The sequence below is a fragment of the Streptomyces sp. P9-A2 genome, from assembly GCF_036634175.1.
Lineage (GTDB): Bacteria > Actinomycetota > Actinomycetes > Streptomycetales > Streptomycetaceae > Streptomyces > Streptomyces pratens.
On the sequence record NZ_JAZIFX010000001.1, the window covers coordinates 758285 to 773155 of the forward strand.

The 14871-nt window shown below is 71.9% G+C and carries 13 protein-coding genes; 1 reads left to right on the forward strand and 12 read right to left on the reverse strand.

The genetic code is table 11. The annotated features are described in order from the left end of the window. Positions 1-217: 217 nt before the first annotated feature. Entirely contained in the window at positions 218-1567 is a 1350-nt protein-coding gene (locus V4Y04_RS03475) for an IS30 family transposase (RefSeq protein ID WP_332432693.1), read from the forward strand. Here V4Y04_RS03475 and V4Y04_RS03480 read toward each other — a convergent pair. The 12 genes from V4Y04_RS03480 to hppD all read right to left on the reverse strand — a co-directional run bounded on the left by V4Y04_RS03480 (position 1515) and on the right by hppD (position 14859). Then, complete coding sequence (locus V4Y04_RS03480) at positions 1515-2441, reverse strand: hypothetical protein (RefSeq protein ID WP_332425752.1); 927 nt, start codon at positions 2439-2441, stop codon at positions 1515-1517. The two genes, V4Y04_RS03475 and V4Y04_RS03480, sit on opposite strands and share 53 nt — an antisense overlap. Before the next feature lie 477 nt (positions 2442-2918). Continuing rightward, on the reverse strand, positions 2919-5045 hold the full coding sequence (locus tag V4Y04_RS03485) for a serine/threonine-protein kinase (protein ID WP_332425754.1): 2127 nt from the start codon (positions 5043-5045) through the stop codon (positions 2919-2921). Positions 5046-5058: 13 nt separating this feature from the next. Further along, positions 5059-5214: a hypothetical protein gene (locus tag V4Y04_RS03490; protein WP_332425756.1), complete on the reverse strand. Its 156-nt coding sequence runs from the start codon at positions 5212-5214 to the stop codon at positions 5059-5061. A gap of 1039 nt (positions 5215-6253) precedes the next feature. After that, the gene (locus V4Y04_RS03495) at positions 6254-7462 is read right to left on the reverse strand and encodes an MFS transporter (RefSeq protein WP_332425757.1); all 1209 of its coding nucleotides are present in this window, start codon (positions 7460-7462) and stop codon (positions 6254-6256) included. A gap of 542 nt (positions 7463-8004) precedes the next feature. After that, complete coding sequence (locus V4Y04_RS03500) at positions 8005-9234, reverse strand: RNA polymerase sigma factor (RefSeq protein WP_332425759.1); 1230 nt, start codon at positions 9232-9234, stop codon at positions 8005-8007. A 43-nt stretch (positions 9235-9277) separates the two neighbouring features. After that, the gene (locus V4Y04_RS03505) at positions 9278-9685 is read right to left on the reverse strand and encodes a YciI family protein (RefSeq protein WP_332425760.1); all 408 of its coding nucleotides are present in this window, start codon (positions 9683-9685) and stop codon (positions 9278-9280) included. Positions 9686-10035: 350 nt separating this feature from the next. Next, entirely contained in the window at positions 10036-10257 is a 222-nt protein-coding gene (locus V4Y04_RS03510; protein WP_332425762.1) for a hypothetical protein, read from the reverse strand. Between the two features lie 187 nt (positions 10258-10444). Beyond that, positions 10445-10879, reverse strand: a complete 435-nt coding sequence (locus V4Y04_RS03515; RefSeq protein WP_332425764.1) for a ribosomal maturation YjgA family protein — start codon at positions 10877-10879, stop codon at positions 10445-10447. Between the two features lie 403 nt (positions 10880-11282). After that, entirely contained in the window at positions 11283-11567 is a 285-nt protein-coding gene (locus V4Y04_RS03520; protein ID WP_332425765.1) for an MGMT family protein, read from the reverse strand. A gap of 7 nt (positions 11568-11574) precedes the next feature. After that, entirely contained in the window at positions 11575-12102 is a 528-nt protein-coding gene (locus tag V4Y04_RS03525) for a DUF488 domain-containing protein (protein WP_332425766.1), read from the reverse strand. A gap of 523 nt (positions 12103-12625) precedes the next feature. Beyond that, positions 12626-13738, reverse strand: coding sequence for an alpha-hydroxy acid oxidase (locus V4Y04_RS03530; RefSeq protein WP_332425767.1), 1113 nt, complete (start codon positions 13736-13738; stop codon positions 12626-12628). Beyond that, positions 13735-14859: a 4-hydroxyphenylpyruvate dioxygenase gene (gene hppD / locus V4Y04_RS03535; protein ID WP_332425768.1), complete on the reverse strand. Its 1125-nt coding sequence runs from the start codon at positions 14857-14859 to the stop codon at positions 13735-13737. Before hppD ends, V4Y04_RS03530 begins: the two co-directional genes overlap by 4 nt. Positions 14860-14871 lie beyond the last annotated feature (12 nt).

The following is a 14871-nucleotide window of genomic DNA, read 5'->3' on the forward strand; positions in this document are numbered from 1 at the left end:
GGACGGGAATCGTCGTCTGAACGTGCGCCCGTAGCCACGTGCGTGCTCTCGTCCCCGCGTCCGTCTTCGCCCGCTTCCGCTTCCGCTTCCGCTTCCGCCGACAGCTCGACGGAGGCGAACAGGGCGGATTCAATTGATCGTCGCAACACCTTGATCACGGAGGTGTCGCGTGGGAAGACCAGAGGGCTGGGCGACGGCGGTGACGGGGCGTCCGGCGATGCGTTCGCCGGGGCGGCCTCCGATCCGTCGGGAAGTGGAGCGGGCGTTCTGGGTGAAGATCGCCGAGGGGATGGCCAGCGAGGACGCTGCCGTCACGTGCGGCGTATCCCCGGTAGTGGGATCCCGGTGGTTCCGTGAGCGTGGCGGCATGCCGTCGATCCAGCTCAGCCCGCCATCAGGCCGGTACCTGTCCTTCGCGGAACGCGAGGAGATCGCGCTGCTCAACGCCCAGGACGTGGGCGTGCGCGAGATCGCACGCCGGCTGGGCAGGGATCCGTCGACCGTCTCGCGGGAACTGCGGCGCAACGCGGCCACCCGCGGCGGACAGCTCACCTACCGGGCCTCGATCGCGCAGTGGAAGGCGGAGCTGATGGCGCGGCGTCCCAAGACGCCGAAGCTGGTGGCCAATGAGCGGCTGCGTGAGTATGTGCAGGACCGGCTCGCCGGAGAGGTCCGGCGTCCGGACGGGACGCCGGTGGCCGGGCCGCAGACGCCGCGGTGGAAAGGACGCAACAAGCCCCGGCGTCAGGACCGGCGGTGGGCGACGGCGTGGAGTCCGGAGCAGATCGCCCACCGGCTCAAGGCGGACTTCCCCGATGATGAGTCCATGCGTATCTCGCACGAGGCGATCTACCAGGCCCTCTACGTCCAGGGACGCGGGGCGCTCAAGCGCGAGCTGGTCGCCTGCCTGCGCACCGGCCGTGCGCTGCGGGTTCCCCGCTCCCGCTCCCGACGGCGGGCGGGCGGGCACGTCACGCCCGAGGTGATGATCAGTCAGCGGCCGGCCGAAGCTGAAGACCGTGCGGTCCCAGGGCACTGGGAGGGAGACTTGATCATCGGCACCGGCAAGTCCGCGATCGGCACGCTGGTGGAACGCACGACGCGGTTCACGATGCTTCTGCATCTGCCCCGGATGGAAGGCTTCGGTATCGAGCCGCGGGTGAAGAACGGGCCGGCGCTGGCAGGCCTGGGCGCCGAGGCCGTCAGGGACGCGATCGCCGCCACGATTACCACGCTGCCCGAGCAGCTGCGTCGCTCATTGACCTGGGACCGTGGCAAGGAGCTGGCTCAGCATGCCCAACTCCGCTTCGGCACAGGGTTGCAGGTCTACTTCGCCGACCCGCACAGCCCCTGGCAGCGAGGCACGAACGAGAACACCAACGGGCTGCTGCGACAGTACTTTCCCAAGGGCACCGACCTGTCGCGATGGGATCCCGAAGATCTCCAGGCTGTTGCTCTCGCACTCAACAGCAGGCCCCGCAAGACCCTCGGTTGGAAGACACCCGCCGAAGCCCTCAACGGGCATCTACTATCGATTCAGGAAGCCGGTGTTGCAACGACCGGTTGAGTCCGGGCAGTTCGCCCTCCTCCGGCAGCGTCGTACCGCCCGGGAAGAGGATGCGGGCACCGGTGTCCGCCCCCTGGTCCGGTGAGCTTCCCGGGGCGGGCCGGGTGAGCAGGGCGTAGCCGTGCCGCAGCGGAACCTGACGGCAGACGCTTTGGACGATGTCGTCCAGGGAGCGCGGGTCGGAGGCGTCAAGGAGGATCCGGGCCGCCGCCGGTGCCCTGGTCGCCAGGATCTGTGCCGCGTAGTCCGGCCAGCGCCATCCGTGGGCCTGGCCGACGAGGAGCAGCGGCACCGCGCGGCCCTGTGCGCGTGCGGCGTCGAGGGGGGCCAGAGTGGTGGTGAGGGCGCGGCGGACCGCGGGCTCCCACGCCTCGTCGGTGGCCCGGGGCACCCCGTGGGTTCCGTAGGGGGGCGTGAGACCGATACCGCCGGCCAGCAGGAAGGCGCGTTCCGCCGCCGCCGCGGGCAGCCAGGGCACGAGGTCCGGCCACCGCACGTCGCCGTTCGGGGAGTTGTGCGTCCACCCGGTTCCCTGCGGGCAACGGCCCAGCTCCCGCAGGGCCAGGCCGGCGGTGGAGACGCCGAGGACGCAGACGGCGTCGTACTCGCCGGCCGTGAGCGCGGTGAGCAGGGACACGGCACCGGCGGGGCTGCCCGCCCCGGCGTCCCTCCGCTCCCCCGCGCCGAGCGGGCCGAGGAGGCCGAAGGGGTCGAACGGGTCGAGGGAGCCGAAGGGGCGTGGACCGCGTACGGCCGCCGCCGGGGCGCGGCGGATCAGAGGACTCAGCCGACGGTCGACGGCGCCACCCGGCGTCGCTCCGCGGGAACGGCCGCCGGCCGCCAGGTACCGGGTCGCGAGAACGGCCGCGGACATGTCCCAGGAGCAGCAGGCCGCGATCTCCGCTTCCCGTGCCGCCGGGCCGGTGGCCGCCGCCGTCTCCGGCTCCCGGCCGCAGACTCCGCACCGCCTTCCGGCACCCCCCGACCAGCAGACGGGGCAGTGCCCGGGGGGCCCGGCGGCGGAGGGCCCGGCATCCCTGGACCACGGCCGGCCGCGCTCGGGTCCGTCGTGGCGGACGCGTGTCACCCGCGGCGCCCACGGGTCGCGGAAGGGCCCTCACTCATGGATGCCGGCCCTGTGTCCGGCCATCTGTCGTTGTGCACGGTTCCCCCTCGGACCGCCGTCCCCGCTGCCGCTCCGGGTACAGAACCCCTGGTCATGGTCTGCGAACTGAGGATGCGTCAGCGATCGTAGCGGGGCGCTCGCCCCGTTGTCCGGGGAAAAGACAGAATCCTTCGTTCTCTTTCCTGAAATGCAGGTACATCACGTGATGAGAAGATATGAACTGATTCAGTCGGTGGTCGAACGGTGTCCTCCTCCGAAGGCCAGCCGGCGTACCGTGCCGTCGAGTCCGACCGCGATCAGCCCGTCCTCGGCCGGACGCAGTCCCGAGACGGAAGGCAGTTCCCAGCGCCTCAGCAGGCGGCCGTCGTCGACGGCGAGCAGCCGGATCCCGCGCTGGTCGGCGACGCACACCGCGGAACCGTCCACCAGGACGTCCAGCGCACGTGGCGCCGCCCCACCGGTCGCCGGCGCCGTCCACAGCGGGTGGCCGTCCTCGGCGCCCAGCGCGGTGACCGAGCCCTCCGTGGTCGCGACCACGACAGCCCCGTCACAGCCGACGGCGGCGAGGTGCACGGTTCCGCCGGCCGGCGCCGCCCACACCGTCTCTCCTGTGGCACGGCACAGGGCGGTCACCGTGCCGTCCGCCCCCGGCACGACGACGGCGTCCTCCAGCGCCGTCACCCCCGCCGGGCCTGCGGCACGCGGATGCACGTCCCACAGCCGGCTCCCGTCGTCCATCCGCCGGCACACCACCTGGCCGCGATCGGTGCGGTAGACCACCGTGCCGACGGCGACCACCGCCCGTCCCGTCACGACTCCCGCGTCCTCGACGGCCCAGCCGCGGTCCCCGGAACGGAGGTCGAGGACGCGCACGCTCCGTCCCTCGGCGACGAAGAGCCGGTCCGGATCGTCGCCAGGAGCGCCGGACCGGCCCACCGCGTGCACTCCCGCGGAGAACCGGTGCCGTGCGTGCTCGGGACCGGCCGCGGCCGGCCGGACATGGTGCACCGCTCCGTCGGCGGCGCCCAGGACCACCCCGTCCCGCACCGGGACCAGTCCGCCCCGCACCGGTGCGCCGAGGTCCAGGCGCCACAGGGGCCGCCCGCTCCGGTACTCGACGCCGTACAGGACCCCGCCCGCCGTGGCGATCAGCACCATGTCCCCCATCAGCCAGGGGGGTACGCGCAACCAGTCGTGGCAGTGCCAGACCCAGCGCTCCCCGGTGGCCGGTCCGGGTACGGGCTCCGCCGCAGATGCCCGAGCCGACTCCGACGCGGGTACGGGCGCGGACACCGGTACCGGAACAGGGGCCGGTACGAACGCGGGCACGGTCGGCGCGAGGCCGTCGGCCGCCCGGTGCCCGGGGCTCCACTGTTCCCGGTCCGCTTCCCGGCCCCGGGCCCGCCGGGTTTCCCGCTCCCCCGTCTCCTCCCGCGCCAGTTGGTCGGCGCGCGGCCCGATAAGGGCACGTAGCTCGTCCACATGGCGCCCGAACACATGGAGCGCCGTGGGCGGGTAGGGGATGTGGTCCGCGTCCGTCGCGTGGGCCAGCCCGGCGCGTACGTCGTCCATCGAGGGGCGCTCGGTGTCGGTGAACCGGAGACACGCGGTGACGAGTTCACGCAGCGGACCGTCGCGCAGGCCGGTGATGTCCGGCGGCTCCGTCAGAGCGCGCAGCCGGATGTCGAACTGGTTGCGCCCGCTGTAGGGGGGATGCCCCGTCGCGGCGAAGAGCAGCGTCGCGGCGAAGGCGAAGACATCGGCGGGCCCCTGGGCGCGGCCTAGGCCGCTCGCCTGCTCGGGGGCGGCGTACTGGAAGCTGCCCATGGCGTCCGCGGTGACGGTCAGGCTGGGGTTGGCGACGAGGCGTACGAGGCTGAAGTCGATGATCCAGGGGCGGGCCGGGGTGACGAGTACGTTGCCCGGTTTCAGGTCCCGGTGGTAGAGCCCGGCACCGTGCAGGGCGGCCAGCGTGTCGGCCAGGCGGCGACCGAGGGCGAGCACCGTGGTCTGCGGCAGCGGGCCGGCGCCGTCGACCAGCCGTTGCAGCGAGGGGCCCGGAACGTACCGGGTGGCCAGCCAGGGGCGGCGGGCGGCCGGGTCGGCGTCCAGGAGTTCGGGAACGCCTTCGCCGCCGGCCCGGTCGACGGCCTCGACCTCGCTGTGGAACCGGGGTCTGAGCCGCTCGGACTCGGCGACATCGGTCCGGATGATTTTGACCGCGGCGAACCGCCCCCGGCCGCCCGGCTCCTCCTGCCCGAGGAACACCTCTCCGAATCCGCCCGCGCCGATGCGGGACAGCAGCCGGAACCGTCCCAGCCGCCGGGGGTCCTCGCTTCTCAGGATCTCCATCGAGGGCACCGGATCAGGCCTCCCCGTGCACGTCGGTCCGCCGGCCCGTCCGGTGGCGCGCCCCGTCGTCGCCAGGGAACGAGGTGGGCGCGGTGCGCCGGGCGAGCGCGCGTGGCAGACCGTCGGTGCCCAGTCCCTCCCGCGGCATCAGCACCTGCGCCCGCCCCACGGAGCAGGATGTCGCCGAGCGCCGGTGTGGCGCGGGTCAGCAGGACGCCCCGGTGCCGCCGGACCGTCGGACGGGCCATGTGTCGCGCCATGGGCCAGGCGACGGCCCGGGCCCTGTCGCCCACGCCGGGGGTAGCTCCGCCCGGACGCTTTTCCACGGCCCGCCACAGCGTGTCGCGTTCCGCGGCGGACACGATCACGGATTCCCCGTTCCGTTCCCGGAACCTGATGTACGCGGCGGTGACGGACCGTGCGACCAGGTCGTACGACGCCCTTGCGGCGAGATAAGGGAAGGGCCGCGAAGAATTCCTGAGCACTCAGCAATTCCGTGACGGCCGCGCGGAATTGCTCGCCGATTTCGCCTGCCGGAGTCAATTCCCCGACTTCGGGATCCTCCGGCATGGCACCGATACCCGTCCTCAGCAGGTCCAGCGCCCTTGGCGAAGTGGCGGACGCGTCGCCGGGTGCCGCCAGGGCCGCCGTCCGAATCTCGTGGAGCGGGTCGTCGTACAGCCGGGCCCACACCGCCCGCTCCCCACCCGACCAGGCCGCTTTGTGCCCGTCGGAGGTCCAGGCGGGTCCCATGCCGTCCGGCGCGTCGGTCTCGTCCGTCGGAGCCACACCGGGGCCGTCGCCCCGGGAGTACGTCTCCACCACGGTGTCCGGCGGTACTTTCCGGAAACCGTCCCCGGTCCTGTCGAGCACTTCCCGCTCAGGCTTCGACCGGACAGCCGTTCCGCGGACGAACAGAATCGTCTTCCTGCCTCTTCGCACACGCCCCCCGCCCCGATGCCGCGGCCATGAACACCACGGCGGCCGCCAACGGTAGCGCGACACGAGGAATCATCTCCGCGCATCCCCTGAATTCACCCCACCCGGAAGATGAGTCACCTTTTGGGAAAGACAACGGAACCCAATCGATCAGGAACGGGCAGAGCGAAAGAACGCCCCGGCGGGGTCCCCGGTCAGCGGTCTCCTCGACACCCGGGGCAGGCCGTGCCGCAGAGGCAGGCGGCCGGTTTCGCTCTCTTCTCAGGTCGTCACGTGACCGTACGCGTCTCCTGCTCGGGCACCGCCGAGGCTTCCATGATCACTTCGGAGCGCCGGCCGCCCCGGTCCATCAGGCCGCCCGTGAAGGCCAGGCCGAGGCCGGCCAGAGCAAGAGCCGCGCCGGCCAGGCTGGGCGCGGCCCAGCCCCAGCCGGCCGAGATGACCAGGCCGCCGATCCAGGCCCCGCCCGCGTTGGCCAGGTTGAACGCGGAGTGGTTGGAGGCCGCCGCCATCGTCGGGGCGTCCTTGGCCTTGGCCATGAGCAGCATCTGGACGGGCGTGGTGATGAGGGAGCCCATCGCGCCGATGACGGTGATCGTCACCAGGGCGGGCACGAGGCTGTGCACGGTGAAGTAGAACGTCACCAGTGCCGCGGCGAGCAGAGCCAGGCCCGCGTACAGCGTCGGCCGCAGGGCACGGTCCGTGAGCGGGCCGGCGATCAGCGTGCCGAGCGTCATGCCGACGCCGTAGAGCGCGAGGACCAGGGTGGTCGAGGAGTCGGACATGCCCGTCAGATTCGTCAGCATGGGCACCAGGTAGCTGTAGACGGCGAAGAACCCGCCGAACCCGACCACGGCGACGGCCATGCCGATCGCGACCTGCCTGTTGCCCATGGCCCGCAGCTCGGTCCGGATGCCGGACTGCCGGCCCCGTGGCTGGTGGGGGACGAAGCAGGCCAGCATGAGCAGGGCGACGAGTCCGATGGCGGTGACCGCCCAGTAGGCGGACCGCCAGCCCAGCTGCTGCCCGAGGGCCGTGCTGGCCGGGACTCCGACGATGTTGGCGACGGTGAGGCCGAGGAACACCTTCGAAACGGCACGGGCCGCGCGCCCCGGGGCGACCAGTCGTGAGGCGACGACGGCGCCCACGCCGAACAGCGCTCCGTGCGGCAGACCCGCCAGGAACCGCGCGGCGAAGAGCAGGCCGAAGTCGGGCGCGAGCGCGGACGCGGCGTTGCCGACCACGAACAGCCCTGACAGGAGCAGGAGCAGCCGCTTGTGGGGTATGCGCGCGCCGATGCCCGTCAGCAGGGGCGCACCGACGACGACACCGAGCGCGTAGGCGGAGACGAGGTGGCCGGCCTGCGGCACGGACACTCCGACCCCGTCGGCGATCTGGGGCAGCAGTCCCATCGTGGCGAACTCGGTCGTGCCGATGCCGAACGCGACGACAGCCAGGGCCAGCAGAGCCAGCGGCATGGTGCAAAGAACCTTTCGAAGACGACGGTCCGGGAGCTGGGGGACGGTTTCGGGCACGGCCACGAGTGGCGTTGCCGGCCTGGTGGACCGGACAGCGGCGGGCCGGTTGCGTCGAGCGTCGGCCGTGCGTCTCTGGACGGCCTGCTGGACCGGCTTCGCGGACGGTCGGCGTGACCGCGCGGAGCGGGAAGCGTGAGGGACACGACCGCACGAGCCTCGCTACGGGGTTCTGTTCCGGTGACCGGCGCAGTGTCTCCCGGCCGAGCCGCGCCGTGCCGGCACCGTCTCGTCGCGCGAGACGGCTGAAGCCGGAGAGGACGCGGCGGAGGACGTACGGAGTTCCATGGTTCGTGACTCTCGGAGAGTGCGGCGACCGCCCGAGACGGGGCGAACCTGCGGGGACGAGCTGAGGAGGCGCGGGCCTCGACGGTGAGGCGGGCCACCCAGGACCGTAACATCGATTCGATCTGTATATCGATTCGCTGACAAGTGGAAGTGGAAGAAGAACCGCGCGTGCGGTCCCGTCGGCCGAGCGCGATCCGTCAGTGGCCCCGGCGAGCGTTGAGCCGGGCTGCCTGGCGTGTCAGGTGGTCGCGTTCGGCGAGGTCGGGCGCCTTCCGGGCCGCCTCGGCGTACAGGCGTGCCGCCGCCGGGTCGCCGTCGCGTTCGCGGAGGTACGCCGCCACCGCGGTGTGGCGGGGCAGTGAGTCGTCCAGTGCCGCGAGCGCCGCCAGGCCCGCGCGCGGTCCGTCGGCCTCGCCGACGGCCACCGCGCGGTTGAGCCGGACGACCGGGCTGTCGGTCAGGCGCGTGAGTTCGTCGTACCACTCGACGATCTGTACCCAGTCGGTCTCCCCGGCCGTGGCCGCGTCGGCGTGGAGGGCCGCGATGGCGGCCTGGGCCTGGAACTCGCCCAGCCGGTCGCGGGCGAGGGCCGCCTGCAGGATCCCGACGCCCTCGGCGATCGACTCGGTGTCCCACTTGTCGCGGTCCTGCTCGGCGAGCGGCACCAGGCTGCCGTCGGGTGCGGTCCGCGCGGCGCGCCGGGCGTGGTGGAGCAGCATGAGGGCGAGCAGCCCCGCCACCTCGGGGTGGTCGATCGCGGCCGCGAGCTGCCGGGTGAGCCGGATGGCCTCGGCGGCGAGGTCGACGTCACCGGAGTAGCCCTCGTTGAAGACCAGGTAGAGGACGCGCAGCACGGTGGCGACGTCGCCGGGCTGGTCGAACCTTCCCCAAGCTCTCGACTTCTCCCCCGCTCTCGTCTTCGCTCGAGCGGGGGGACCCCCATGAGCAGGGGAGACCCCATTGCCGGCGACGGTGCGCTTGGCCCGGCTGATGCGCTGCGCCATGGTCGCCTCGGGCACCAGGTAGGCCCGGGCGATCTGGCGGGTGGTGAGCCCGCCGACGGCGCGCAGCGTGAGCGCGACCGCGGACGACGGCGTCAGCGACGGGTGGGCGCACAGGAAGTAGAGCTGGAGCGTGTCGTCCACCTCGGGCACGGGCCCGGGGGCAGGTTCCTCGTCAACGAGGTTCTCACGCCGGCGGCGTGCGGTGTCCGCCCGGGTCGCGTCGAGGAACCGGCGCCAGGCCACGGTGACCAGCCAGCCCTTCGGGTCGCACGGCGGGGCGGCCGGCCAGACGCGGACCGCCTCGACCAGCGCGTCCTGTACGGCGTCCTCGGCCGCCGCGAAGTCGGCTCCGCGGCGGACGAGAATCCCGATCACGCCCGGCGTGAGGCTCCGGAGCAGGACCTCGTTCGCCTCGGACGTCATTCCGCCGTCCTTCCCGTCGTGATGTCCGTCGTGCTGTTCGCCGTCATTCCGTGATGGTGGGCGGAGCGGTCAGGAACGGGCGTACCTCGAGCCACTCATGGATCGGCTTCCCGCCCGCCCCGGGGGCGGCCGACAGTTCCCCGGCCAGCTCGACGGCGCGCTCATGACTGTCGACGTCGATCACCATCCAGCCGGCGATGAGATCCTTGGTCTCGGCGAACGGGCCGTCGGTGACCGGCGGCCGGCCCTCGCCGTCGTACCGGACGAACGTCCCCTCGGGGGCGAGCGCCTGGCTGTCGACGAACTCACCGGTTCCTTCGAGCCTGGCGGCGAAGTCGTTCATGTACTGCACGTGGGCCGAGATCTCCTCCGGCGTCCACCGGTCCATGGGCACGTCGTTGACCGCGGCAGGGGCGCCACGGTAGTGCTTCAGCAGCAGGTACTTGGCCATCGTGCTTCTCCTCGGTGCCGACGCGACCCCTTCCGGTCGCGTTCACTGCGGGGACGGAGCCGGCCACGGGTTCTCGACATCCGCGCCCGAATCTTTTTGGCTCTCATCTGATACGCAACGCCCACCGGTGGCCATCGTCCCGGGCCGGCACAGCTTCCGCGCGCCGAAGGGGCATCACGGCTCGGCGGTGCCCGTCGACACGGATGCGTGGTGAAGACCTGCCGGTCACCTGCGGTGGACGACTCCCCCAGTAGGCCACGCGGTACCGCGTGGTACGCCACCGCGCGGTCGTGCGCGTCGAGGGGCGGGCCGGGCGACGCACGCCCCTGCCCGGGCGGCCGGTACGCAGGTCAGCAGACGGACGACCTGCGGCGGGCCGCGAGGTTTTCCCTCTCCTCGGCCGCCGCGAAGACGACGTACCGGCCGTCATGGCTCAGAGGCGGCCCGTCGACCTGCCGCTCATCGCCGGTCGAGGGCTCGTCGAACCACTCGCCGGTGCCCCGCCCGAGGTCACACAGCCGGATGGGAGAGCGTTCTCCCGTGCCGGCCGTCGGCCGGGCCCTGAGGGCCACGTCCCTTCCGTTTCCGCTGATGATCGGCGCGTTCGCGTTGCTGAATCGGATATCAGGTGCCGTCACGGACCAGTTCGGCAAGCCCCTCGCGCACGTCGTACACAGTCGTACGCACAAGCCCGGGACCTGTCCGGCACCGGGTACGACGGCTCATCCGGCCAGACCGACGAGCACCGCGAACGATCACTCACCATGCTGGAGATGTCCGTCTCCGGCCCGCCCTTCGCGAGGCTACGACGAGCCATCCGACCAGCGCGCCGACCGCGTACCAGAACAGGTCCGGTGCGTTGAAGGTGGAACCGAGGATCAAACGGGCAGCGGTGCTGTGCCGGGAGAGCTCTGCCGGCAACTCGCTGAGCTGCAAGAACTCGACTCCCCAACTGATGGCCAGCGCGAGTGCGCCGGCTTTCCATGCCGTCACCCGCGGCGCCACCAGGACGACGAGGGCGACGATCAGGAGGGTGTACAGGGCGTCCCCGCCATACTTGGCCACCTCTCCTGTCGCCACGGCCCTGAGTCCCAGCCCCGCGCCAACGGTCGCCAGCGCGGCCCCAGCCGCCGAAAGACGTATCCGGTTCGTCCCGCTGTGGGTACCCGCACCGGTTCTGGAAGGAGAGGCCATACGGTCATTCTGCTGGACGCCCGGCTCTCGCCCCGACAGGCACCCGCCCCGCCGGGCCGCGGACTCTCGGCCGCACAGAGCCACCTCACCAGTTTTTCGACCACTGCCGCCGTCGCCCGTGTCCAAGGCCCTCGAAATGTCGACATCCCGGGCCAGGCGGTGCACCCAGCCATGCTCGCGGAACCAGCGCAACACCAGCACGGCCCGGTGTCCGTTCTCTCCGCGGACGGACAGATCAACCCGCCGGAGACACTGGTACTGCCACCTCCACCCTGGGGAGTGCAACGGCGGCTTCCTTTCCGGCATTCGCGCCCGGCCCGGCCACCAGGAGCATGTCCGGGCCGCCTTCGACGGAGCCGTCCGGCAAACCGGTGGCCAACGGCTGCACATGCGAGTGAGGGCGTCACGGGGTCCAGCGGTACCGTGCCCGTCGCATGTCCACGCGCTTACCACGCATAGGCGTTGCCTCGCCGCTGAGCAGTTCCGGTGCCCGCCCGTCATGGCAGGTGGAGGGTGTTCCGTCCGCGTGAACGACACGCCACCACGGCACATGCTCATCGAGCAGGCCCATGGCGCGTCCCACCTGCCGCGGGCCGACACCGATCCTTCTACCGATGTCTCCGTAGGAGGCGACAGAGCCGGCCGGGACGGCAAGGACCGCTTCCCGGACGTCGTCGATGAAAGCCATGGACGCCTCAGGCGGTCGGTGGGTAGGTCAGGCGTCCGTTGCGGACCCGCGCATGCTCGTTCAGAACGGCAGGTCGCGACGTCGTGCCCGACATGATGTGCACCACCTCCGCGCCGGCGACGATCAGCGCGTCGGAGACCAGCCTGCGGTGGCACCGCCACGGCACGGCCTCGCTGCACATGATGGCCGGCCGCTCGTCCTCAGCCAGCTCGAGCAATTCGTTCAAGCCTTCTCTGAATTCATCACCGTCCATGTGGTCGGCGTAATCACGGAAAGCTTTCACACGCCATGCGCCGTTCTCGCTCGGAACACCCTTGGGTGTGTGCCGCCGACCGCCCAGCTCGGCGATCCAGCGGTATCCGATGCCGGACGGCAGGGCGTCGATGATCGCCGCCTGGTTCCACTGCGGGTACTTCCTCGACGACGGGTACGAGCGAACATCGACCAAGCAGGTGATGTCATTGTTGCGCAGCATTTTCAGCACTGTGTCGAAGTCGTGTGTCGAGTGCCCGACCGTATGGATGCGGTGCGTCATCTCGCAGCCTCACTCAGGTCGCGCGATCCTCCGATCGGCTCGCCGAATCGGCCGCGCATGCCGTTGTCCGGCGTGCGCCGCGAAGGATCGTGTGGCATTTTCTGTCGAACTGCTTCGTCATTCCGGTTCCCTCCGCCTCGGTCTTCCACCCGATACCGATATCGGCAGCGAAGTCGACATCAGGTAGTAACGAGTACCACCGGTGCTCCACCCGATGCCATCCGAAAGGGCTCGTTGTCGATCCGGACGCGGTCGCGTTCGAGCCCTGGACCTTGAGCCCTCTCCAGCCTGACAGCGGTGACAGAGATGGCGTCGCCGGCCGGGAATCAGCCGATGCCCGTTCTTCCCCCGACCGCAGATGCGGCGGCTCCCTTCGGGCCCACCTTCCGCCCAGACACGCCGGACGACAGTCCCGGGTCGGTGGTCTAGACGACGCCGCCAGGTGGACGCGCCGGTCGAGGCGAACAGGCCATAGGGTGCAGCATGGTGAGGCCGAGGCCGTCCGTGGCCGTGCTCGCCGTGGTCATCGCGGTTCACCTCCCGGGCTGACGACGGTGCGCAGCCGTGCCGCTGCGGCAAGGTCCGGGCAGCCGGCCAATGCGAGGGCCGACTCCAGTTCCTCGCCGAGCAGTTGGAGGACCCTGAGCACGCCCCGGTGTCCGCCGGCCGCCAGGCCCCAGAGCACGGGGCGGCCCAGCAGCACGCCGTCCGCGCCGAGGGCGAGGGCCTTCAGGACGTCCGTACCGCTGCGGACACCGCTGTCGAAGAGCACCTCGCACCGCCCAGCGACAGCCTCGGCCACGGTGGGCAGGGCGTCGAGTGCGGGCAGGGCGCCGTCGAGCTGGCGGCCGCCGTGGTTGGAGACCACCAGCGCGTCCGCACCGCGGGCCGCGGCGCGTTCGGCGTCGGCCGGGTCCAGCACGCCCTTGAGGACCAGCGGCAGCCGGGTGTGTTCGCGCAGCCAGTCCAGGTCGGCCCAGCTGAGGGACGGGTCGACGACGTTGGCGGTCTGCGCGGCGACCGCGCTCACGCCGCTGCTCGCGGTGCGCGGCACACCGTCGGGGCGGGGACCGAAGTGCACGGGCGACACCCCGTCGGGCAGGGCGAAGGCGCCGCGCATGTCGGCCGCCCGGCGTCCCATCCTCGGTGTGTCGACGGTCAGCATCAGCGCGCGGCAGCCGGCCGCCTCCGCGCGCTTCAGCAGTTCCTCGGTGTGGCCGCGGTCGCGCAGCCAGTACAGCTGGAACCAGGTGGTGGCGCCGGTGGCGGCGATGTCCTCCACGGCGGTGCTGCTGAAGGTGCACGCGGTGAACGGGACACCGGCGTCCCGGGCGGCGCGGGCGGCGGCCAGTTCGCCGTCCGGGTGCACGGCCCTCTGGTACGCCATCGGGGCCACGGCCGCCGGGAGAGCGCTTTCCGTGCCGAGCAGGGTGCGGGTGGTGCCGACGGACGAGACGTCCGCGAGCACCCGGGGAACGAGGTGGAGCCGGTCGAACGCGGCGCGGTTGGCGCGGAGCGTGAGTTCCGCGCCCGCCGCCCCGCCGACGAAGCGCTCCACGGCGGCGGGCAGGACCGCCGCCGCCAGAGCCTCCGCGTCGGCGGGGGTGAGCAGGCCGGCGAGTGCCGGGTCGGTCACGCGGTCTCCCCGTCGGCGTTCGCGGCGGCCTCGTGCTCGGCCTTCTCCGCCTGTACGGCGTCGTACAGCGCGCGGACGTTGCCGCCGCCGAAGCTGTCCGCGCCGGCGCGCTCGATGATCTCGTAGAAGACCGTGCGCTTGGGGTGGACGGTCCGCGTGAAGATCTGGAAGAGCTGGCCGCCGTGGTCCTCGTCGGCGAGTATGCGGCCCTTGCGCAGCTCGGCGATCGAGTGGCGGTTCAGCTGGAGGCGCTGCTCCAGCCGGTCGTAGTACGTGTCGGGGGTGCCGAGGAAGACGATGCCGCGCTCGAGTATCCGGTCGACGGTGCCGATGATGTCGGTGGTGGCGAAGGCCAGGTGGTGCACGCCGCCGCTGCCGTGCCGCTCCAGGAAGTCGCCCAGGTGGCCGGCGTCGTGGTCCGGGCTCGGCGCCAGAACGGTGAAGGTCAGGTCCCCGGCGGGGCTGCGGACGGCCTTGGAGTCCATGGCCTCGGTGCCCTGGACCATCAGCTCCTCGTACACGGACTCGTAGCCGAAGACCCGCTCGTAGTAGCCGGTGCTCTCGGCCAGTCGCCCCATGGGGACGCTGACCGCGACGTGGTCGAGGACTGTCAGCCCCACCGGCTCCGGCTTCCCGGACGTCGCGGCGGGCTCGGCCACCGGCTCGAAGCCGGGCAGCGGGACGGCTGTGTCCGTGTGGCCGGCGGGCCGCTGGACCAGGGTGTGGTGTACGTCGTCGAAGCCGGCGGCGATGACGGCGGTGACCCAGCCCTCCCGCTCTGCGGGCTCGGCGAGGGGCATGGCGGAGCGGGAGACGGCGTCGGCGAAGGCCTCGCGGGCGTCGCGGGCGGTCAGCGCGATGTCGGCTATGCCGTCGCCGTGCCGCGCCACGTAGGCGGCGGCCGGGTGGCTGTCGTCGAGCGCCTGGGTCACCACGAGGACGATGTCGCCCTGGCGCAGCGCGAGGGAACGGGAAGCGCCCTCGGGGCCGCCGCGTTCGGCGGTGGCGCAGACCTGGAAGCCGTAGCCGTCGGCGAATACCGATGCGGCGGCCTCGGCGTCGGTGACGTACAGCTCGACGTGGCTGACGCGCAGGGAGGTGGCGGGTGCGGTGTCTGTCATGTCGTTCTCCTC

Bases quoted from the DNA above. Each gene is read 5' to 3' on its own strand.
- V4Y04_RS03500 (WP_332425759.1), bottom strand. From the start codon at position 9,234: ATGACGTCCGAGGCGAACGAGGTCCTGCTCCGGAGCCTCACGCCGGGC.
- V4Y04_RS03525 (WP_332425766.1), bottom strand. From the start codon at position 12,102: ATGACGCACCGCATCCATACGGTCGGGCACTCGACACACGACTTCGAC.
- V4Y04_RS03505 (WP_332425760.1), bottom strand. From the start codon at position 9,685: ATGGCCAAGTACCTGCTGCTGAAGCACTACCGTGGCGCCCCTGCCGCG.
- V4Y04_RS03520 (WP_332425765.1), bottom strand. From the start codon at position 11,567: ATGGCTTTCATCGACGACGTCCGGGAAGCGGTCCTTGCCGTCCCGGCC.
- V4Y04_RS03475 (WP_332432693.1), top strand. From the start codon at position 218: ATGCGTTCGCCGGGGCGGCCTCCGATCCGTCGGGAAGTGGAGCGGGCG.
- V4Y04_RS03485 (WP_332425754.1), bottom strand. From the start codon at position 5,045: ATGGAGATCCTGAGAAGCGAGGACCCCCGGCGGCTGGGACGGTTCCGG.
- V4Y04_RS03515 (WP_332425764.1), bottom strand. From the start codon at position 10,879: ATGGCCTCTCCTTCCAGAACCGGTGCGGGTACCCACAGCGGGACGAAC.
- hppD (WP_332425768.1), bottom strand. From the start codon at position 14,859: ATGACAGACACCGCACCCGCCACCTCCCTGCGCGTCAGCCACGTCGAG.
- V4Y04_RS03495 (WP_332425757.1), bottom strand. From the start codon at position 7,462: ATGCCGCTGGCTCTGCTGGCCCTGGCTGTCGTCGCGTTCGGCATCGGC.
- V4Y04_RS03480 (WP_332425752.1), bottom strand. From the start codon at position 2,441: ATGTCCGCGGCCGTTCTCGCGACCCGGTACCTGGCGGCCGGCGGCCGT.